At 71.0% G+C, this 19,770-nt stretch carries 15 protein-coding genes; 9 read left to right on the plus strand and 6 right to left on the minus strand.

Annotated features, from left to right (window positions below; genetic code table 11):
* Positions 1-65: 65 nt before the first annotated feature.
* Positions 66-3,638: a S8 family serine peptidase gene (locus SLUN_RS09260; RefSeq protein ID WP_108148034.1), complete on the minus strand. Its 3,573-nt coding sequence runs from the start codon at positions 3,636-3,638 to the stop codon at positions 66-68.
* Positions 3,639-4,143: 505 nt separating this feature from the next.
* Between SLUN_RS09260 and SLUN_RS09265 the strand changes: the two genes are divergently transcribed.
* The 4 genes from SLUN_RS09265 (at position 4,144) to SLUN_RS09280 (ending at position 8,205) form a co-directional block, all read left to right on the plus strand.
* Positions 4,144-5,070, plus strand: a complete 927-nt coding sequence (locus SLUN_RS09265) for an ABC transporter ATP-binding protein (RefSeq protein ID WP_108148035.1) — start codon at positions 4,144-4,146, stop codon at positions 5,068-5,070.
* Positions 5,071-5,150: 80 nt separating this feature from the next.
* The gene (locus tag SLUN_RS09270) at positions 5,151-5,936 is read left to right on the plus strand and encodes an ABC transporter permease (protein ID WP_108154620.1); all 786 of its coding nucleotides are present in this window, start codon (positions 5,151-5,153) and stop codon (positions 5,934-5,936) included.
* Positions 5,937-5,984: 48 nt separating this feature from the next.
* Positions 5,985-7,124: a hypothetical protein gene (locus tag SLUN_RS09275; protein WP_108148036.1), complete on the plus strand. Its 1,140-nt coding sequence runs from the start codon at positions 5,985-5,987 to the stop codon at positions 7,122-7,124.
* A gap of 76 nt (positions 7,125-7,200) precedes the next feature.
* Positions 7,201-8,205 (plus strand): COX15/CtaA family protein, encoded by a 1,005-nt coding sequence (locus SLUN_RS09280; protein ID WP_108148037.1) that lies wholly within the window; start codon positions 7,201-7,203, stop codon positions 8,203-8,205.
* 36 nt (positions 8,206-8,241) lie between these two features.
* On the opposite strand, the gene SLUN_RS09285 is transcribed toward SLUN_RS09280, so the two are convergent.
* The 3 genes from SLUN_RS09285 to SLUN_RS09295 form a co-directional block, all read right to left on the minus strand.
* A complete protein-coding gene (locus SLUN_RS09285; RefSeq protein WP_108148038.1) occupies positions 8,242-9,327 on the minus strand; it encodes an amidohydrolase family protein in 1,086 nt (361 codons plus the stop codon).
* Between the two features lie 65 nt (positions 9,328-9,392).
* Positions 9,393-9,731: a hypothetical protein gene (locus SLUN_RS09290; RefSeq protein ID WP_108148039.1), complete on the minus strand. Its 339-nt coding sequence runs from the start codon at positions 9,729-9,731 to the stop codon at positions 9,393-9,395.
* A gap of 33 nt (positions 9,732-9,764) precedes the next feature.
* Positions 9,765-10,712 (minus strand): heme o synthase, encoded by a 948-nt coding sequence (locus tag SLUN_RS09295; RefSeq protein ID WP_108148040.1) that lies wholly within the window; start codon positions 10,710-10,712, stop codon positions 9,765-9,767.
* A gap of 338 nt (positions 10,713-11,050) precedes the next feature.
* On the opposite strand from SLUN_RS09295, the gene tkt reads away from it, so the two are divergent.
* The 5 genes from tkt to pgl are packed head-to-tail and all read left to right on the plus strand — an operon-like array spanning position 11,051 to position 17,636.
* The gene (tkt, locus tag SLUN_RS09300; RefSeq protein ID WP_108148041.1) at positions 11,051-13,153 is read left to right on the plus strand and encodes a transketolase; all 2,103 of its coding nucleotides are present in this window, start codon (positions 11,051-11,053) and stop codon (positions 13,151-13,153) included.
* Between the two features lie 34 nt (positions 13,154-13,187).
* Positions 13,188-14,306 (plus strand): transaldolase, encoded by a 1,119-nt coding sequence (gene tal / locus SLUN_RS09305; protein WP_108148042.1) that lies wholly within the window; start codon positions 13,188-13,190, stop codon positions 14,304-14,306.
* A 5-nt stretch (positions 14,307-14,311) separates the two neighbouring features.
* Positions 14,312-15,844: a glucose-6-phosphate dehydrogenase gene (zwf, locus tag SLUN_RS09310; RefSeq protein ID WP_108148043.1), complete on the plus strand. Its 1,533-nt coding sequence runs from the start codon at positions 14,312-14,314 to the stop codon at positions 15,842-15,844.
* On the plus strand, positions 15,841-16,857 hold the full coding sequence (opcA, locus tag SLUN_RS09315; protein WP_108148044.1) for a glucose-6-phosphate dehydrogenase assembly protein OpcA: 1,017 nt from the start codon (positions 15,841-15,843) through the stop codon (positions 16,855-16,857). Before zwf ends, opcA begins: the two co-directional genes overlap by 4 nt.
* Positions 16,854-17,636 (plus strand): 6-phosphogluconolactonase, encoded by a 783-nt coding sequence (gene pgl, locus SLUN_RS09320; RefSeq protein WP_108148045.1) that lies wholly within the window; start codon positions 16,854-16,856, stop codon positions 17,634-17,636. The genes opcA and pgl overlap by 4 nt, the downstream gene beginning before the upstream one ends.
* Positions 17,637-17,696: 60 nt before the next feature.
* On the opposite strand, the gene SLUN_RS09325 is transcribed toward pgl, so the two are convergent.
* Positions 17,697-19,259, minus strand: a complete 1,563-nt coding sequence (locus SLUN_RS09325) for a PH domain-containing protein (protein WP_108148046.1) — start codon at positions 19,257-19,259, stop codon at positions 17,697-17,699.
* Positions 19,256-19,768 carry a PH domain-containing protein gene (locus SLUN_RS09330; RefSeq protein WP_108148047.1) on the minus strand — a complete coding sequence of 171 codons (513 nt, stop codon included), beginning with the start codon at positions 19,766-19,768 and terminating at the stop codon, positions 19,256-19,258. Before SLUN_RS09330 ends, SLUN_RS09325 begins: the two co-directional genes overlap by 4 nt.
* Between the last annotated feature and the right edge of the window lie 2 nt (positions 19,769-19,770).

The following is a 19,770-nucleotide window of genomic DNA, read 5'->3' on the forward strand; positions in this document are numbered from 1 at the left end:
TCACCTAAGAACAGGGCCCGTACGGCAGCTGCCGTACGGGCCCTGACCAGGAATGTCCCGGGAAATTATCCGGCGAGATCCGGGCGCTCGGTGACCCTGATCGAATTCACCAGAGTCCTGCCCGAATTCGCGACGAACCGCAGGTTGAGCACGCCGTCCGTGACCTGGACCGTGAAGGCCCGGTCATGGGCCGTACGGGTGCCGGCCTCCAGCGCGAGATCGAGGTTGGGCACGTACTGCGTCCCCTCGGCCATCACGTCGAAGACCCGGTCCGTCGGGTCCTTGGAGCTCAGCTCCGCGAAGCCCAGCTCGATCCGGTAGGTACCGGCCGGAAGACCGTCGAAGCGGTACTCGTACATGCCCTGCCGGGCGGTCCGGTAGAGCGTCTGGTCGGCCGCGCCCGTGATCGTCCGGGTGGTGGACAGTTCACTGGCGCTGCCCAGATATCCGTAGGAGCCGCCTGCGTGCTTTCGGTCCGGGCCCCAGGTGTCGCCGAGGGCGTCCACCGAGGACTTCGACGTCCCGGAGTCGATCGCCGCCTGATAGGCCGGTACGACGACGCTGACCGGAATCTCGATCACCGGCCGGCGGCCACTGTCGGACCTCACCTGCAGGGTCCCAGTCAGGACCGTGCCCGGGGCGGCCCCGGCGGTGTCCAGGCTCAGTGCCACCTTCTGCGAGGCGCCGGCCGCCAGCTGCCCGGTGCCCGGCGCGGCCTTGATCCAGCTCTTGCCGTCCTTCTCGGCGACCGTGAACGCGGTGGCCGATCCGGTGTTGGCGAGGGTGAGCGCCCGGGTGCGCTGCTGCGTCGCCGGTACGACGACGGTCAGTGCCCCGCTGTCGGCCGCGACCCGGCCGGTCCTCAGGGCCGCGTCGGCGACCGCGATCTCACCGGGCCTGGGTGTCTGCTGGGCGCTCGCGCCGCTGTAGGCGGGGGCGGAGACGGCGATGTCGTACGGCGCGTCGGCGGGCACCTGGAGGAGATAGCCGCCGTCGGCGCCCGTGGTGTCGCTGCCCGTCGCCGTACCGCCGCTGGTGACCGCGACAGCCGCGCCGGCCACCGGCTTGCCGTCGTTGGCATCCGTGACCCGGCCCGCGACGACCGCGCTCCTGGTCGTACGGAAGCCGAGGCTGAGCCCGTCGCGGACAGTGCCCTCGTTGAAGGAGTAGAGCAGGGCGTCCGTGCCGGTCGCGTTCTCGGCGCCGATGGTCGCGCCGGAGCCGTTCTCGAAGCCGGTCCCGGAGATGTCCTTGTAGTGGAAGGACGCCGAGCCGTCCTCGCCGAGCACCGCCGCGAAGGAGACGCGCTCGGTGGTGGTCGCCGCGATCAGCGCGTTGCGCCATTCGACGACGATCTTCCGGTACGGGGCGGTGCCGGTGGCCGACCAGTACACGCCCGACTCGGCGTCCACGGTGAGGTTGTCCCAGAACGGATAGAGCGAGCCGTTCGGGGTGAAGGTCGTGGGCAGCGTGCTGTTACTGCTGGACGTCGACGCGGTCCCGAAGGAGAGCACCCCGTCGATGGACGCGGTCGCCGCCCGGTAGGTGCGGCCGTAGAAGGCGACCGGGAAGGGCAGGTCGAAGGCTGCCGTGCCGAAGGTCGTGCTCGTGTACGCCAGCTTGGCGGCGCCCGACGGGAACTCACCGCCGCCCAGGGCGCAGGCGGTGCCGAAGGTGTCGGTCCGGTCGGGCAGGCCGATGTCCTTGGCCGTGTTGCCGGTGACCTCGACGCGGACGCTGGTCGCCGCGGCGCAGCGGTGGCCGGGGGTGACGGCGAGGTCGTACGTACCGACGGGGAGCCGCAGCGTGTAGCCGCCGTCGGCGCCCGACTTGGTGGTGACCGGGGTGCCCTGGGCCGTGATGACGGCGCTCGCCTCGGCTCCGGCACTGCTGGTGACCTTGCCGGTGACATCGGCGGAGGCGGCCTCGGCGAGCGCGAAGTCCTTGACCGCGCTGCCGTTCTCGACGACGGTGACGTCGCCCTGGGCGGTGACGTAACCGAATTTGGCGACGCTGACCTTGTAGTCGCCGACCATCAGCTTCGGCAGGGCGTAGCCGCCGTCGGCGCCGCTGGTGACGGTCGTCCTCATCGGGCCCTCGAAGCGCAGGGCGGCGTCGGCGAGCGGGCCGGTGGCCGTACTGACCTTGCCGCTGACGGCGCCGAGCGCGCCGCGCGGGGCGGCGGTGACGGCGGCGTACGCGTCGAGCCGTCCCTCGCCGAAGACGTTGTTGTCGGCCGCCGTGCCGCCGCAGCCGGTGTTGTCGGTGTCGACGGCGGTGGAGTCGAGGAGCTTCTCGGTCTCGGCGATGTTGCCGCGGATCGCGGGCGACGCCGACCACATCAGCGCCACGGTGGCGGCGGTGTGGGGTGAGGCCATCGACGTACCGGAGATGGAGTTGTAGCCGCCGCCCGCCCAGGAGGATCGGACGTTGACGCCGGGAGCGGCGAGGTTGGGCTTGATGCCGCCGCTCTCACCGGTGCCGCGCGAGGAGAAGGACGCGATGGTGTTGTTGATGTCGAAGGCGCCGGAGGAGTACGAGTTGGTGTACGCGCCGGGGGAGCCCGAACTGTTGCAGCCAGGGCCGCTGTTGCCGTTGGAGAACGCCGGGAAGATGCCCGCGTCCCGCCAGGACTGCACGACGTCCTTGTACCAGGTGTCGATGATTCCGCTGCCCCAGGAGTTGTTCACCACGTCGGGCGCGAGGTCGGGGCGCGGATTGGCGCCGGCGGGGTCGGTCGGGGCGACGAGCCACTGGCCGGAGCGGAGCAGCGAGTCGCGGCTGCAGGAGCTGGTCTCGCAGCCCTTGGCGGCGATCCACTTGGCGTCGGGGGCGACGCCGGTCCGGTTGCCGGCGCCGTCGTCGCCGACCATCGTGCCCATGGTGTGGGTGCCGTGGCCGTTGTTGTCGCAGGGGGCGGCGGTGGTGCAGACCTTGGCCGGGTCGAACCAGTTGTAGGCGTGGTCGTAACTGCCGTCGGACTTGAGCCCGCGGTACTTCGCCTTGAGCGCCGGGTGGTCGAACTGCACACCGGAGTCGATGCTGGCGACGACCACGCCCTCGCCGCGTACACCGAGTTCGGACCAGACCTTGGGGGCGTTGACCCGGTCGACGTTCCACTCGACGGCGTCCAGGCGCTCTTCGTTCTTCCCCGGCAACGGGTCGGGGATGGTGACCGGGTCGTCGGCCTCGAGCGCGGCGACGTCGGCGCGGGCCGCGATCTTCTCGGCGAGCGCCTTGCCGGCGGTGACCTTGAGGGTGTTGGTGATCCAGAACGACTCGTAGCGGACGCCCGCGCTGTCCAGCAGGGCGCGCAGCGGGGCCTGGGACTTCTCGGCGTACGCGGTCTTGGTCTCGTAGAGCGTGCGCGCCTTCGCGGTCTTGCCCTTGGCCCTGCGGGCTGCGGAGGTGTCGGCCTCCTGCGTCAGGGTGACCCAGAAGGTCGCGCTGTCCTTGGTCGCGAGCCGCCCCATCAGTGAGTCCTCGGCCTTGTGCAGATACGCCGGGGGGAGGGCTGTCCGGGAGGTTTCGGGGTCCTGTGCCTGGGCGGGAAAGGCGCCGAGGGCGAGCGGCAGAGCCACCGCGGCGGCCGTGAGCGTGGCGAGGGTTCCTCGCCGTCCCGGGATGCGTCTAGCCACGAACTCTCCTTGCGTGAGTGGGTTCGTACCGACGCTCAGTACCGCTGCTGTCCCGTGGTGTGGGGGGACGGGGTGGGGGGTGCAGTGGCGGCTTGAGCCAACAACGATCGTGAAGGAATTGGCAGGTTCATGTGAAGAACGCCTCTGGTGTCAGTTCCGGCCATTCCTGTCACGGGCGTCCCGCGCGCCACCTGGAGCACTGGAATCAGCCATGGGCCGCCCGAGGCCGGTCGCAGTGCGCGGCACGATGAAGGGGAGGTCGCGCGGCAGATCCCCGACGCCGGCCGGGCGTTGTTTCCGGACAGCGGCCGGCGGCCCGAGCGGTGCGCCGTCCCGCCGAAGGCGAAGGCTGTCGGTGCCCGACCCCGTACGGCGAAACGGCCACCAGCAGTCACTCCCCCACACCCCGTCCACCGCATGGCGTGATCCGTACACGGCGGTCCCCTGTGGCGGACCCCGGCCCCCGCGCCCCGGCGGTCTTGAACCCCCGCCTAGAATTCCCGGCATGCGAAGCGAGCCCGTCGTCCAGATCCGTGGCCTGGTGAAGCGGTACGGATCCAAGACGGCCGTGGACGGCCTCGATCTCGAGGTCCCCCGGGGCTCCGTGACCGCCGTCCTCGGCCCCAACGGCGCCGGTAAGACCACCACGATCGAGACCTGCGAGGGCTACCGCCGCGCCGACGCGGGCACGGTACGCGTGCTCGGCCTCGATCCGGTCGCCGACGCCGGAAAGCTGCGCCCGAGGATCGGCGTGATGCTCCAGTCCGGCGGCGTGTACTCGGGCGCCCGCGCCGACGAGATGCTGCGCCACATGGCGAAGCTGCACGCCCATCCGCTGGATGTGGACGCCCTGATCGAGCGCCTCGGCCTCGGCAGCTGCGGCCGTACGACCTACCGGCGGCTCTCCGGTGGCCAGCAGCAGCGCCTCGCGCTGGCGATGGCCGTCGTCGGCCGCCCCGAACTGCTCTTCCTGGACGAGCCGACCGCCGGCCTCGATCCACAGGCCCGCCGGTCCACCTGGGAGCTCGTACGCGAACTCCGCGGCGACGGGGTCTCGGCCGTCCTCACCACCCACTTCATGGACGAGGCCGAGGAGCTCGCCGACGATGTGGCGATCGTCGACGCGGGCAAGGTCATCGCCCAGGGCAGCCCGGAGCAGCTCTGCCGGGGCGGCGCCGAGAACACCCTGCGCTTCACCGGACGGCCGGGGCTCGATGCCGGCTCCCTGCTCAAGGCGCTCCCCGACGGCACGGAGGCGGTCGAGCTCACGCCGGGCGCGTACCGGATCACGGGCCAGGTCGACCCGCAACTGCTGGCGACCGTGGCCTCCTGGTGCGCGCAGCACGGAGTGATGCCGGACGGGATCTCGGTCGAGCGCCACACCCTCGAAGATGTCTTTCTCGAGCTCACGGGCAAGGAGCTGCGTTCATGAAGTGGGACGACACCGGTCTCGACCGGGGGTCCGGGGGTTGCCCCCCGGGAAGACACAGCCTCGAGCTCACGGCTGCGTTCATGAGCGTCGGTACGTACACGCCGAGGCCCGGTGCCGCCCCGCTGCCCCGCATGATCGCGGCGCAGACCGCGTTCGAGACGAAGATAATGCTGCGCAACGGCGAGCAACTGCTGCTCACCGTCATCATCCCGTCGCTGCTGCTGGTGCTGTTCTCCACCGTCGACGTTGTCACCCTGTCCGTTGAGAACACGGGCGGCAGCGGCAAGGCCGTCGACTTCCTCGCGCCAGGCATCCTCGCCCTCGCCGTGATGTCCACCGCCTTCACCGGCCAGGCCATCGCGACCGGCTTCGAGCGCCGGTACGGAGTCCTCAAACGGCTCGGTGCCTCGCCGATCCCCCGCTGGGCGCTGATGACCGCCAAGACGCTCTCCGTCCTGGCCACCGAGGTCCTCCAGATCGCGCTGCTGACCGTCATCGCCTTCGCGCTCGGCTGGTCGCCGCACGGCAACCCTCTCTCCGTACTGCTGCTGCTCGTCCTCGGCACCGCCGCCTTCTCCGGCCTCGGTCTGCTGATGGCCGGGACGCTCAGGGCCGAGGCCACCCTGGCCGCCGCCAACCTGGTCTTTCTGCTGCTCCTGGTGGGGGGCGGGGTGATCGTGCCGCTGGACACGTTCCCGGACGGGGTCCAGTCGGTCCTCGCGCTGCTGCCGATCTCGGCGCTCTCCGACGGTCTGCGCGATGTGCTCCAGCACGGCGCCGCGGTGCCGTGGGGCGATCTCGCGATCCTCGCCGTATGGGCGGTGCTCGGTCTCGGCGCGGCCGCCCGGCTCTTCCGCTGGGACTGACTCACGGGCCAGTATGAGCCTGCCAAGATCATACGGTCGGAGGCCTCGATGGAGCGGACTGCCGCACTGCGCATGGACGCGGAATGGGCGAAGATCAGGTCCGGCAGGGCCGGGACCTCGCCCGGGAAGCGCGAGCGCATGCTCACGGACCTGATCGCCGCGCTCGCCCCGCACGCCGAGGACGATCTCTCGCTCACCGCGCGGCTGAGCCTGCGGTACGGGGATCTGGCGCGGCACCACTTCGACACCGGCCGCCGCGAGGCGGCGCTGACCGCCGTCGACGAGGCGATCCGGCGCTGCGAGGAGCCGGCCAGGCACGACGAACAGCACGCCCGCTGGTACGCGCGGGCGCTGATCAACCAGGCCGTCTATCTGGCCGAGCCGCTCAGCGACGAGCTGGGTCTGCCGCGCTATGCCTTCCATCCCAGCGGCGAGCAGCCCTCGCCCGACGACCGGGAGGACGGGCTCGCCGCCCTGGCGGCCACCCGCCGGGCCATCGGGGTCTGGGAGAGCCTGGACCAGTCGGACCCGCGCAACCAGGAGGGTCTCGCCCAGGCGCATGTCTTCCTCGGCGACCGGCTGGAGGAGCTGGGGCGTCCGGTGGACGCGGCGGCCTGGGCCGTACGGGCGGAGCGTGAGTTCCACCTCCTGTGGTCGCCGCCCGATCCGCGCGAAGCGGCGCACAACGCGACCCTGGAGCATCTCGGCGATCAGCTCGAACGCAGGCTCAGGCGCTGCCCCTTCGACGGCGGGCTGACACAGCTGCAGGCGGAGGGCCTGCTTCCGGGCCGACTGGTGCCGCTCGCTGTCGTGGCCGCGCGCATCGAGGGTGTGGAGCCGGACGCGATCGCCGAGGGGCTGGGGGTGGACGGCACGGAGGTCCGGCGCATCCTGCGGGCGCGGTCCTGGCGTGCGGTGTGGCGGTTCGACGTGCGCGACACGGCCGACGGGCACTGGACCCCGATGAGGTACCCCTGGCGCGGGACGGACGCGGTCACGGACCGCAGCGCGGCGGCGGTCGCGGCGGAGCTGACCGACGCGTTCCTGCATGCGCCCGACCGCCCGCCGTCCTCGGTGCACTGGCGGATCGCGGTGTGGTGGGAGGAGGAGGACCATCTGGACGGCTCGCGCTTCCTGAAGACGTACGCGCCGTCCGCGCCCGCCACCCCCTCCGCACCCACCACGTGACTTTTCCTGGGATCCCATGGGCCTTTCAGGGACCCCCCGACCCCCTCGTGAAAGCGTGCACAAACGCCCGCCTACGATGGTGCGCGTGCCCAAGCTGACCCGAGCCGAAGTCGCTCAAGCCGCGCGAAACCCGCTCACCTTCATTTCCGAGCGCTGGACTCCGTCACCCCGGACCCTCCGGCGCGCCGCGCTCTCCGCCGTCGTGATGAGCGTCGTCATCATCGTCACCGGCGGCGCGGTCCGGCTGACCGGCTCCGGTCTCGGCTGCGACACCTGGCCCAAGTGCACGGACGACAGCCTCTTCGCCACGCGCGAACAGGGCATCCACGGCGCGATCGAGTTCGGCAACCGGATGCTGACGTACGTCCTGTCGGCGGCGGTCGGCTGGGCGATCATCGCGGCGCGCGCCACCAAGCCGCTGCGGCGCGGGCTGACCCGGCTCGCCTGGTCGCAGTTCTGGATCGTGATGGGCAACGCCGTGCTCGGCGGCATCACGGTCTGGGCGGGCCTCAACCCGTGGACCGTGGCCGGGCACTTCATGCTCGCCACCGGGCTGCTCACGGTCGCCACGATCACCTGGCAGCGCACCCGTGAGGGCGACAGCACACCGCGCCCGCGCGTCCCGCGCCCGGTGCGCAAGCTGTCCTGGGCAATCGTCGGCGTCTCGGTGGTGCTCATCGCCCTGGGCACGTCGGTGACCGGGTCCGGCAAGCACGCCGGCGACAGCAGCGACGTACCGCGCATGCCGTGGGACTGGACGGACGCCACACACGTCCACGCGATCGCCGCCTGGGTCGTGTGTGCACTGGCCGTCGCGATGTGGCTGGTGCTGCGAGTCGTCGACGCCCCCGATGACATCCGGGCGCGCGCCCGCGACCTGCTGCTCGTGCTGCTCGCGCAGGGCGCCATCGGCTACGTCCAGTACTTCACGCATGTGCCCGAGGCGCTGGTGGCCGCCCATATGCTCGGCTCCGCGCTGATGTGGATCGCGGTGCTGCGGCTGGCGCTGAGCCTGCGCGAGCGCCCGGAGACGAACGCGGAGATCCCGGCCCAGACCGACGCGGCCCTCTCGACCGTCTGAATTCAACGTCCGGCGTCTGATTCAACGCCGGGCGGCTCAGGCGTCCGGCAGGGCGTAGACGCGGCGCGCGTTGCCCGCCGCGATCATCCCGGCGACCCGTTCCGCGTCCGCACGCGCCCAGGCGCCGTCGCCCACCCAGCCGCCGAGCACCAGGCCGAGCGCCTCACGGAAGATCCGCGCGCCCACCACATGCAGCTCGGGCAGCCCGTGCGCGCCGCTGGAGAAGAGCAGCTTCCCGAACGGCGCGAGTTCCAGGATCTCCGCGAGCACGGCCGCGGCCCGCGCCCCCGTGTGCACGAGAGCGGGCCCCAGATCGGCGTACACATGCGGGAAGACGCTCGCCAGATGCGCGGCGTGCCGGTGGTTCGGATAGCCGTGCAGCAGCACCAGATCGGTGCCGAGTCCGCTGGTGGCGGCCGCGAAGCCGGTGAGCAGCATCGGGTCCTCGACCCCCACGTGCAGCTGGAGCGGCAGGCCCGAGGCGACCGCGATCCACAGCAGATGCCGCACCAGTACGGGATCGGTGAGCCTGCCGCCGACCTGTCGTCCGGCCAGCCAGCGCCCGGCCGCCCCGCGTACCTCCCCGGGGCCCGGCGGTTCGGGCGCCAGGGCGAGCCCGTGGCCCACGGCGGCGACGGAGGTGAAGGCGACGGCGGAGGCGGCCGCCCCGTGCACGGCCTCGGCGAGATTGGCCAGGAAGCCCTCCACGGTGCCCGAGGTGTCGGCGACCTGCTCGGCGAGGAGTTCCAGACGTACGATCTCGCGCGCCTCGGCCGAGCCCGCCGCGGCGATCTCGCGGGGTCCGGTGAGATCGCCGGGCAGCCCGGTGTCCACCAGGTAGGTGGAAATCCCGCTCCCCCGCAGCAGCCGCCTGCCCGACTCGAGCACTCCGAGCTCGCGGCGGCGGGCGAGATAGCGCGCGGGCGGACAGTGCGGCTCAAGATCCAGCAGCGGCGGGCACCAGCGGCGTACCGCGAAGCCGGTCTGGGTGTCGAAGAAGGTGGTGCCGGGCGCGGGCGGGCCCGCGGTCCTGCCCAGGTGCGCCTCGAAGGTGCCGAGGCCGAGTTCCGTACGGAGCACGCCGTGGCAGTACTGGTCCACGAGGGTCGGGGTGTCGATCATCCGGGCTCCCAGTCGTGGACCGTGCTTCCACAGTCCTAACGGGTGACACCCCGACGAGGTGTTGCTCAGCCGTTGGACGGACCGCCGAGCTGGATGCCGGCCATGCGGGTCCACTCGTACGGACCGGTGCGGACCTTGGCCGCGAACTCGCCGTCGAACGACTCGTGCAGGGTGATCCCGGCCTTCTCGGCCGCGGCCTCGGCGATGGAGTGGTCCGGCGCGACGAGGTCGCCCCAGCCGCCGTCCTCGCCGACGAGCACGATGCGGGTGCCCATCTGACCCATGTACGCGAGCTGCCCCTCGGCGCCGCCGTGCGCTTTGGCGAAGGCGCCGATCTGCTTGGCGAGCTTGGCCGCCTTGCGCTCGGCCTGCTTGGAGTGCTCGGCCTGCTTGGTGTCTGCCATACGGCGATGCTACTCGCGAGTAGAGCGGATTAGCTAGCGGAGGAAGGGGTCCACCGCGACGGCCACGAACAGCAGCGACACATAGGTGATGGACCAGTGGAACAGCCGCATCTCCTTGAGCTTGCCGCCCGTCTCGCCGGACTTCGCGCGGTTCTGCAGGGAGTGCGCCTCCCAGAGCCACCAGCCACCCGTCACCAACGCCACCGTCGTGTAGAACCAGCCGGTGTAGCCGAGCGGCGTCAGCAGCAGCGAAACCGCGACCATCACCCAGGAGTAGAGGACGATCTGGCGGGCCACCACGCTGTTGGAGGCGACGACCGGCAGCATCGGAACGCCCACGCGCGCGTAGTCCTCCTTCACCTTCATCGACAGCGGCCAGTAGTGCGGCGGCGTCCAGAAGAAGATGACAAGGAAGAGGATGACGGCGGCCCAGGACATCGAGTTCGTGACGGCGGACCAGCCGATCAGGACCGGCATACAGCCGGCGATGCCGCCCCAGACGATGTTCTGTGAGGTGCGGCGCTTCAGGATCATCGTGTAGACGATGACGTAGAAGAGCAGCGCGCCCAGCGACAGCGCGGCGGACAGCCAGTTGACGAGGAGTCCGAACCAGAGGGTGGAGACGACGGCGAGTACGAGTCCGAAGACCAGGCCCTCGCGGGGCGAGACCATTCCGGTGACGAGCGGCCGCTGCGACGTCCGGTCCATCAGGGCGTCGATGTCGCGGTCGATGTACATGTTGAGCGCGTTGGCGCCACCGGCGGAGAGATAGCCGCCGATGCACGTCGTGAGCACGAGCCACAGATCGGGCACGTCCTGCGCGGCCAGGAACATCACCGGGACGGTGGTGATCAGCAGCAGCTCGATGATCCGGGGCTTGGTCAGCGCCACGAATGCCTTGACGCGGGCCCCGAACGGCCGATGGCCCCCCGGGCTGGGAGTCAAGACGACCCCTGCGGGTCGGGACTCGACGGCCGTCACGCACACCCCTGACAGAGAAATCCCAGCAAGTTCCCGGCGTGAATGCCCGGTAAAGACTTGCGCGTACCACGCCACTCTAGACGTTGCCCAGACGCCGATCTTCGCGGGGGTGCGCTCGTGTTGAGCGCCGTCCGGACCGCGTGCGTATACATCGCCGACAGGCGGAGACCCGGCTGTGACGGCACCCTGGCTGTGTCTGCTTTTTTCCACTGTGACCCGCCTCATTTCAAAAGGCGGGCACTCGAAAAGCGCGCGCCGCTCCGGGGGTAGGCTCGACAACGCCCGGTGCTTCCGTCGTCACCGGGATACGAACATGTGGAGAGGAGCCCTGACCCAGGGTGAGCACCAAGCCGACCACCACAGACCTCGAGTGGACCGATCTGGACCAGCGGGCCGTTGATACCGTCCGCGTCCTGGCCATGGATTCCGTACAGAAGGTCGGCAACGGCCACCCCGGTACGGCCATGAGCCTCGCGCCCGCCGCCTACGTGCTGTTCCAGAAGCTTATGCGGCACGACCCCGCCGATGCGGACTGGACCGGCCGCGACCGGTTCGTGCTTTCCGCGGGGCACTCGTCCCTGACCCTCTACATCCAGCTCTACCTGGCCGGGTACGGCCTGGAGCTCGACGACCTGAAGGCCTTCCGCACCTGGGGTTCGAAGACCCCGGGGCACCCGGAGTACGGCCACACCACGGGCGTCGAGACGACGACCGGGCCGCTCGGCCAGGGTGTCGCCAACGCGGTGGGCATGGCGATGGCCTCCCGCTACGAGCGCGGGCTGTTCGACCCGGACGCCGCCCCCGGCACCTCGCCGTTCGACCACACCATCTGGGCGATCGCCGGTGACGGCTGCCTCCAGGAGGGCATCTCCGCGGAGGCGTCCTCGCTGGCCGGGCACCAGAAGCTGGGCAACCTGGTGCTGCTGTGGGACGACAACCACATCTCCATCGAGGGCGACACGGAGACAGCCGTCTCCGAGGACACCCTCAAGCGGTACGAGGCGTACGGCTGGCACGTCCAGCGCGTCGAGCAGCTGCCCGACGGCGACCTCGACCCGGCCGGCCTGTACCAGGCCCTGAAGGCGGCGCAGGCCGAGACCGAGCGCCCCTCCTTCATCGCGGCCCGCTCGATCATCGCCTGGCCTGCCCCGCACGCGCAGAACACCGAGGCCGCGCACGGCTCGGCGCTGGGCGACGAGGAGGTCGCGGCCACCAAGCGCGTCCTCGGCTTCGACCCGGAGAAGAGCTTCGAGGTCTCCGAAGGGGTCCTCTCGCACACCCGTGAGGCGCTCGACCGCGGCCGCGAGGCCAAGGGCGAGTGGGAGAAGACCTTCGCCGCGTGGCGCACCGCCAATCCCGAGCGCGCCGCCGAGTTCGACCGGATCCGCGCCGCCGAGCTGCCCGCCGGCTGGGAGGAGAAGCTCCCGGAGTTCGAGCCCGGCAAGGGCGTCGCCACCCGCGCCGCCTCCGGCAAGATCCTCCAGGCGCTCGGCGCGGTCATCCCCGAGCTGTGGGGCGGCTCCGCCGACCTGGCCGGCTCGAACAACACGACGATCGACAAGACGTCGTCGTTCCTCCCCGAGGGCAACCCGCTGCCGGGTGCGGACAAGTACGGCCGTACGGTCCACTTCGGCATCCGCGAGCACGCGATGGCCGCGACCATGAACGGCATCGCGCTGCACGGCAACACCCGTATCTACGGCGGCACCTTCCTGGTGTTCTCCGACTACATGCGCAATGCCGTACGGCTCGCGGCGCTGATGCACCTGCCGGTGACGCACGTGTGGACACACGACTCGATCGGCCTCGGCGAGGACGGTCCGACGCACCAGCCGGTGGAGCACCTGGCCTCGCTGCGCGCGATCCCGGGCCTGAACGTCGTCCGCCCGGCCGACGCCAACGAGACCGCCATCGCCTGGCGCGAGATCCTCAGGCGCTACACCAAGAAGTTCGGCGTGGGCGCTCCGCACGGCCTGGCGCTGACCCGCCAGGGCGTGCCGACGTACGAGCGCAACGAGGACGCGGCCAAGGGCGGTTACGTCCTGTTCGACGCCGAAGGCCCCGAAGGGCAGAGCACAGCGCCGCAGGTCGTGCTGATCGGCACCGGCTCCGAGGTCCAGCTGGCCGTGGGCGCGCGCGAGCAGCTGCAGGCCGCCGGCGTTCCGACCCGGGTGGTCTCGATGCCGTGCGTCGAGTGGTTCGAGGAGCAGGACCAGGCGTACAAGGAGAGCGTGCTGCCACCGTCCGTGAGGGCGCGCGTGGCGGTCGAGGCCGGTATCGGTCTCACCTGGCACCGCTTCGTCGGTGACGCCGGTCGCATCGTTTCGCTGGAGCACTTCGGCGCTTCGGCCGACGGCAAGGTTCTCTTCCGGGAGTTCGGCTTCACTGCCGACAACGTGGCCGCCGCCGCCCGGGAATCCATCGAAGCCGCCGCGCGCTGACGCCCGTACACGACAAGTAGGAGATGCAACTCTCATGACAGACGCACTCAAGCGCCTCTCCGACGAAGGCGTCGCGATCTGGCTCGACGACCTGTCGCGCAAGCGGATCACGTCCGGCAACCTCGCCGAACTGATCGACCAGCAGCACGTCGTGGGCGTCACCACCAACCCGTCGATCTTCCAGAAGGCCATCAGCAGCGGTGACGGTTACGAGCAGCAGCTCGCCGACCTCGCCGTGCGCAAGGTGACCGTCGAGGAAGCGGTACGGATGATCACGACGGCGGACGTCCGCGACGCCGCCGACATCCTGCGCCCGGTCTTCGACACCACCGGCGGCCAGGACGGCCGGGTCTCCATCGAGGTCGACCCGCGCCTGGCGCACCGGACCGCGGCGACCATCGCCGAGGCCAAGCAGCTGGCCTGGCTGGTGGACCGTCCGAACACCCTCATCAAGATCCCGGCGACGAAGGCCGGCCTGCCGGCGATCACCGAGGTCATCGGCAGGGGCATCAGCGTCAATGTCACGCTGATCTTCTCGCTGGAGCGCTACCGCGAGGTCATGGACGCCTACCTGGCCGGTCTGGAGAAGGCGAAGGCCGCAGGCCTGGACCTCTCCAAGATCCAGTCCGTGGCGTCCTTCTTCGTGTCCCGCGTGGACACCGAGATCGACAAGCGGCTCGACGCCCTGGGCACGCCCGAGGCCAAGGAGGCGCGCGGCAAGGCGGCTCTGGCCAACGCGCGTCTGGCGTACGAGGCGTACGAAGAGGTCTTCTCCTCCGACCGCTGGGCCGAGCTCGACAAGGCGCAGGCCAACAAGCAGCGTCCGCTGTGGGCCTCGACCGGCGTCAAGGACCCGGCGTACAAGGACACGTTGTACGTCGACGAGCTGGTCGCCCCGGGCACGGTGAACACCATGCCTGAGGCCACCCTCGACGCCACCGCCGACCACGGTCAGATCACCGGTGACACGGTGCGCGGCACGTACGAGCAGGCCCGCGCGGACCTCGACGCCGTCGAGAAGCTCGGGATCTCCTACGACGACGTCGTGCAGCTGCTCGAGGACGAGGGCGTCGAGAAGTTCGCGACGTCCTGGAACGACCTGCTCAACTCGACCGAGGCCGAGCTCAAGCGCCTCGCTCCTTCGGAGGGCTGACCAACTTGTCCGGTCTTAGCGGAGCCAACCCGCTTCGTGACCCCGCAGACCGACGGCTCCCGCGTATCGCGGGGCCGTCGGGCCTGGTCATTTTCGGCGTCACGGGTGATTTGTCACGTAAAAAGCTGATGCCTGCCGTCTATGACCTCGCCAATCGGGGGCTGCTGCCACCGGGCTTCTCGCTCATCGGCTTCGCCCGCCGCGAGTGGCAGGACGAGAACTTCGCGCAGGAGGTCCACGACGCCGTCAAGGAGCACGCCCGTACGCCGTTCCGCGATGAGGTCTGGCAGCAGCTCATCCAGGGCATGCGCTTCGTCCAGGGCGACTTCGACGACGACGACGCCTTCGAGAAGCTGAAGGCCACGATCGAGGACCTCGACAAGAAGCAGGGCACCGGCGGCAACTTCGCCTTCTATCTGTCCGTGCCGCCGAAGTTCTTCCCCAAGGTTGTCCAGCAGCTCAAGAAGCACGGGCTCGCCGACCAGAAGGAAGGCTCCTGGCGCCGCGCGGTCATCGAGAAGCCGTTCGGCCACGACCTGGTCTCCGCCAAGGAGCTCAACCAGGTGGTGCACGAGGTCTTTCCGTCCAACGAGGTCTTCCGGATCGACCACTACCTGGGCAAGGAGACCGTCCAGAACATCCTGGCGCTGCGCTTCGCCAACACCCTCTTCGAGCCGATCTGGAATCGGTCGTACGTCGACCACATCCAGATCACCATGGCCGAGGACATCGGCATCGGCGGCCGTGCCGGCTACTACGACGGCATCGGCGCCGCCCGTGACGTCATCCAGAACCACCTGCTCCAGTTGCTCGCGCTGACCGCGATGGAGGAGCCCGCCTCCTTCGAGGCGGACGCGCTCGCGGCCGAGAAGACCAAGGTGCTGGGCGCGGTGAAGCTGCCCAAGGACCTGTCCAGGACCACGGTGCGCGGGCAGTACGCGACGGGCTGGCAGGGCGGCGAGAAGGCCGTCGGCTACCTCCAGGAAGACGGCATCGACCCCACGTCGAAGACCGACACCTACGCCGCGATCAAGCTGGAGATCGACAACCGCCGCTGGGCGGGCGTCCCCTTCTATCTCCGTACGGGCAAGCGGCTCGGCCGTCGTGTCACAGAGATCGCGGTGATCTTCCAGCGCGCTCCGCACTCCCCCTTCGACCACACGGCGACGGAGGAACTGGGCCAGAACGCCCTGGTCATCCGCGTCCAGCCGGACGAGGGCGTGACCATGCGGTTCGGCTCGAAGGTGCCCGGCACCTCGATGGAGGTGCGGGACGTCTCGATGGACTTCGCCTACGGCGAGTCCTTCACCGAGTCCAGCCCCGAGGCGTACGAGCGCCTCCTCCTCGATGTCCTGCTCGGCGACTCCAACCTCTTCCCGAGGGTGGAGGAGGTCGAGCTCTCCTGGAGGATCCTCGACCCGATCGAGCAGTACTGGGACAAGCACGGCAAGCCCGCTCAGTACCCGTCCGGCACCTGGGGTCCGGTCGAGGCGGACGAAATGCTCGCACGAGACGGACGGAGCTGGCGTCGGCCATGAAGATCGACCTTACGGACACCACAGCCAGCAAGATCAACAAGGCGCTGGTGCAGGGGCGGCGGGCCGTCGGCACGCCTGCCGTCGGCATGGTCCTCACCCTTGTCATCGTCACCGACGAGGAGAACGCCTACGACGCGCTGAAGGCGGCCAACGAGGCGTCCCGCGAACACCCTTCGCGCACCCTCGTCGTCATCAAGCGGGTCTCGCGCTCGCCGCGCGACCGGGCGAAGCCACGCCTGGACGCCGAGGTGCGGGTGGGCGCGGACGCGGGCACCGGCGAGACGGTCGTCCTGCGGCTGTACGGCGAGGTCATCGACCACGCCCAGTCGGTGGTACTGCCGCTGCTGCTGCCCGACGCGCCGGTCGTGGTCTGGTGGCCGGTGAACGCGCCGACCGACCCCGCCAACGACCCGCTGGGCACGCTGGCACAGCGCCGGGTGACGGACACGTACGCCGCCGAGCAGCCGGTGCACGAACTGGCGGCGCGCGCCGAGGCGTACACCCCCGGCGACACCGACCTGGCCTGGACCCGGATCACGCCGTGGCGCTCGATGCTCGCGGCCGCTCTGGACCAGGTCAGCTGCGAGGTCACCGAGGTGGAGGTGGAGGGCGAGGAGTTCAACCCGAGCTGTGAGCTGCTCGCCATGTGGCTCGCGGACCGGCTGAACGTGCCGGTGAGGCGCTCGCGGTCCTCCGGCCCCGGCCTCACCGCCGTTCGGATGGGGTCCACCTGCGGTCCGATCGTGCTGGACCGGGCGGACGGCTCGCTGGCGACGCTGTCGATCCAGGGGCAGCCGGACCGGGCAGTGGCGCTCAAGCGGCGTGAGACGGCCGAGCTGATCGCGGAGGAGCTGCGGCGGCTCGACCCGGACGACACCTACGCGTCGGCGCTGCGGTTCGGCGTGGACCGGCTGAGTGACGGGTCGGGGACGCCCGCGGAAGAGTCGAAGCCTGAGGCCGGGTCCGCCCCTGCGAAGAAGGCCGCACCGGCCAAGAAGGCGGCGGCGAAGTGAGTGCCCCGCAACTCGTCGTCCACCGCGACAAGGAGTTGATGGCGCAGGCCGCGGCGGCCCGGCTGATCACGAAGATCGTGGACGCCCAGTCCGCGCGCGGCTCGGCGTCGGTGGTCCTGACGGGCGGCCGCAACGGCAATGCGCTGCTGGCCGCCCTCGGGGCCTCGCCGGCCCGGGACGCGATCGACTGGCCGCGGCTCGACCTGTGGTGGGGCGACGAGCGGTTCCTTCCTGAGGGCGACCCGGAGCGCAATGTCACGCAGGCCCGTGAGGCTCTGCTGGACAGCGTTCCGGTGGACCCGGCGCGGGTGCACGCGATGCCCGCGTCGGACGGCGAGTACGGCAACGACGCGGACGCGGCGGCTGCCACGTACGCGGCCGAACTCGCCGCCGCGGCGGCGCCGGAGGACCACGGCCCGGTGCCGACCTTCGACGTCCTGATGCTGGGCGTCGGCCCCGACACGCATGTGGCGTCGCTCTTCCCGGAGCTCCCTGGGGTCCGGGAGACGGAGCGCACGGTGGTCGGCGTGCACGGCGCGCCGAAGCCGCCGCCGACGCGTATCTCGCTCACGCTCCCGGCGATCCGGGCGGCGCGGGAGGTATGGCTGCTGGCGGCCGGCGAGGACAAGGCGAAGGCGGCGACGATCGCGCTGTCGGGCGCGGGGGAGGTACAGGCTCCGGCGGCCGGCGCGTACGGCCGCAGCCGGACGCTGTGGCTGCTGGACGCGGCGGCGGCGTCCCAGCTCCCCCGCGATCTGTACCCACCGGCGTCGGCCTGAAGTGAAGCCGGGGCTCCGCCCCGGACCCCGTGTCCTCAATCGCCGACGCGGCTGACAGAGTCAGCCCGTCCGGCGATTGAGGACACGGCCGAAGGCCGTACGGGGTCCGGGGCATGCCCCGTGGTCCCGTATGAGGAACGGCTCGAGCAGCCCCGGTACCGCCTCCGCCGCGAAGGACAGGCCCTCGTCCTCCCCGGCGTCGTACACCGAGTACTCCCCCGCCCCGGCCGCCGTCGTCGCCGTCAGCGTCAGCAGACCGGCCCGGCGCTGGAAGGAGGACTGCTTGAGCGTCCAGCCGATGACCCCGCCCCGCTGCAGCGCGACCGTCGCCCGGCGGACCGTCCCGGAGCGGGCGACCAGGTACCCGCCGCTGATGCCGTGACCCAGGTTGCGGTACGCGTCCCGCGCGAGGACCACCGCGACCGGCACCGCCACGACCGCGAGGGCCGCCGCGATGTACAGCAGTACGGGAGTGAGCCAGGCGCCCAGGGCCGCCGCCACCAGCACCGGGAGCAGCACGGTCGTCAGCGCCCGGCGCAGCCGGCGGCCCCGGGCGGCGAGCGGGTGCGCGGTCAGCCGGACCGCGCTCGTCGGAGCCACCGGCTCGCGCAGCACCTGCGCGGCCACCTCCTCAGCCACGTCACGCGGCGCCGCCGGCAGCAGCACCTTCAGGTCCCCGTGCCTGGCCTGCTCGTCCTCGACGAGACCCGTGGCGACCGCGTCCACCCGGGCCGCCCCGAACAGCCGCACGCCCAGCGGCTCGACGAGCTCGACGCCCCGCAGCCGCCGTTCCTCTATGGAGATCGAGCGGGCGGTGAACAGGCCGCGCCGCACCCGCAGCGTGCCGCCCGGCTCACGCTCCAGGCGGTAGTTCCACCACATCTCGATCCAGAGCCCGAGCGCGCCGACGAGCCCCGCGGCCCCGGCCGCCGCGACCAGCACCACCACCATCATGAGGATCGAGGTGTCCTGGAAACGGTCCCCGACCCAGTCGATGACCTCGCCCTGAGCCCCGAACCACTCGCTGACCTGCATCACACCGCCGACCGCCGCGCCGCCGAGCAGCGGCGCGACGAAGGAGACCGGCGCATAGCGGATCCAGGACGGGTCGAGGGCGGCGAGCACGCCCTCGCGGTGAGTGCCGGGCGCACGCGCGGCACGGGCCAGCAGTTCCGTACGCAGCCGCTCGCCCTCCGCCCTGGAGACCGCGTCGAGCTCCAGCGTGGACTCGCCGCCCGCGCTCTGTTCGCCCGTACCGATACGCACCTTGACCAGGCCCATGACCCGCAGCAGCGGGTTGGCGGCGAGATCGACGCTGCGGATGCGCTCACGGGCCAGCGAGCGGCGTTTGACCACGAGCAGCCCGGTGTGGAGTTCGGCGCGCTCAAGGCCGATGCGGTAGCGGGTCCGGCGCCACCGCACGTAGTCGACGCCCGCGCCGGCGGCGATGAGCAGGGCCGCCCCCGTCAGCACCCAGGCGAACGCCTCCCACAGCGGCATCCCGCCCGCGAGGCCGAGGGCGGTGGGCAGCCCGGCGCCGGCGGCCACGCCCGCCATGACGAGCGCGGTGACCAGGACCGTACGCCGGTCGAGCCGCCGCCACTCCTCCTGCGGGCTGTTCATGTCGCGTCCCCGGGCGTGGCCTGGGTGATCCGGGTCAGCCGCTCGGCCAGCTCCGCTGCGAGCTCATGGTCGAGCCCCTCGATCTTGATCGCGCCCTTGGACGAGGCCGTCGTGACGATGACCGTGGCGAGCCTGAACGCCTGCTCCAGCGGCCCGCGCAGCGTGTCCACGGTCTGGATCCGGGACATCGGCGCGATCCGCCACTCCTGCCAGAGCGCACCCGTACGGACATAGACAGCCTCGTCCGTCACCTCCCAGCGGTGCACCCTGAACCACCACGCGGGGAAGAAGGCAGTGCCGGCCAGACCCGGCACCGCCAGTACCCCGGCGATCGTCAGCAGCCACGGCCGTGCGGGCGCGATGAGTGCGCCGAGCACGGCCAGTACGGTCACGGGCACGGCGGTCGTCAGCAGGCACTGCACCCGCCACAAGCCGACGGCCCGCTCGCTCAGCCTGTTGTCCGGCGGCCTCAGCCGTACCCCGGCCGTGCCGCCCCCCTCCCCCGCCATCG

This window comes from Streptomyces lunaelactis, from assembly GCF_003054555.1.
Lineage (GTDB): Bacteria > Actinomycetota > Actinomycetes > Streptomycetales > Streptomycetaceae > Streptomyces > Streptomyces lunaelactis.

Coding starts and splice junctions, on each gene's coding strand:
- SLUN_RS09265 (WP_108148035.1), top strand. CDS start 4,144: ATGCGAAGCGAGCCCGTCGTCCAGATCCGTGGCCTGGTGAAGCGGTAC.
- SLUN_RS09270 (WP_108154620.1), top strand. CDS start 5,151: ATGAGCGTCGGTACGTACACGCCGAGGCCCGGTGCCGCCCCGCTGCCC.
- SLUN_RS09275 (WP_108148036.1), top strand. CDS start 5,985: ATGGAGCGGACTGCCGCACTGCGCATGGACGCGGAATGGGCGAAGATC.
- SLUN_RS09280 (WP_108148037.1), top strand. CDS start 7,201: ATGGTGCGCGTGCCCAAGCTGACCCGAGCCGAAGTCGCTCAAGCCGCG.
- SLUN_RS09285 (WP_108148038.1), bottom strand. CDS start 9,327: ATGATCGACACCCCGACCCTCGTGGACCAGTACTGCCACGGCGTGCTC.
- SLUN_RS09290 (WP_108148039.1), bottom strand. CDS start 9,731: ATGGCAGACACCAAGCAGGCCGAGCACTCCAAGCAGGCCGAGCGCAAG.
- tal (WP_108148042.1), top strand. CDS start 13,188: ATGACAGACGCACTCAAGCGCCTCTCCGACGAAGGCGTCGCGATCTGG.
- opcA (WP_108148044.1), top strand. CDS start 15,841: ATGAAGATCGACCTTACGGACACCACAGCCAGCAAGATCAACAAGGCG.
- SLUN_RS09325 (WP_108148046.1), bottom strand. CDS start 19,259: ATGAACAGCCCGCAGGAGGAGTGGCGGCGGCTCGACCGGCGTACGGTC.
- SLUN_RS09330 (WP_108148047.1), bottom strand. CDS start 19,768: ATGGCGGGGGAGGGGGGCGGCACGGCCGGGGTACGGCTGAGGCCGCCG.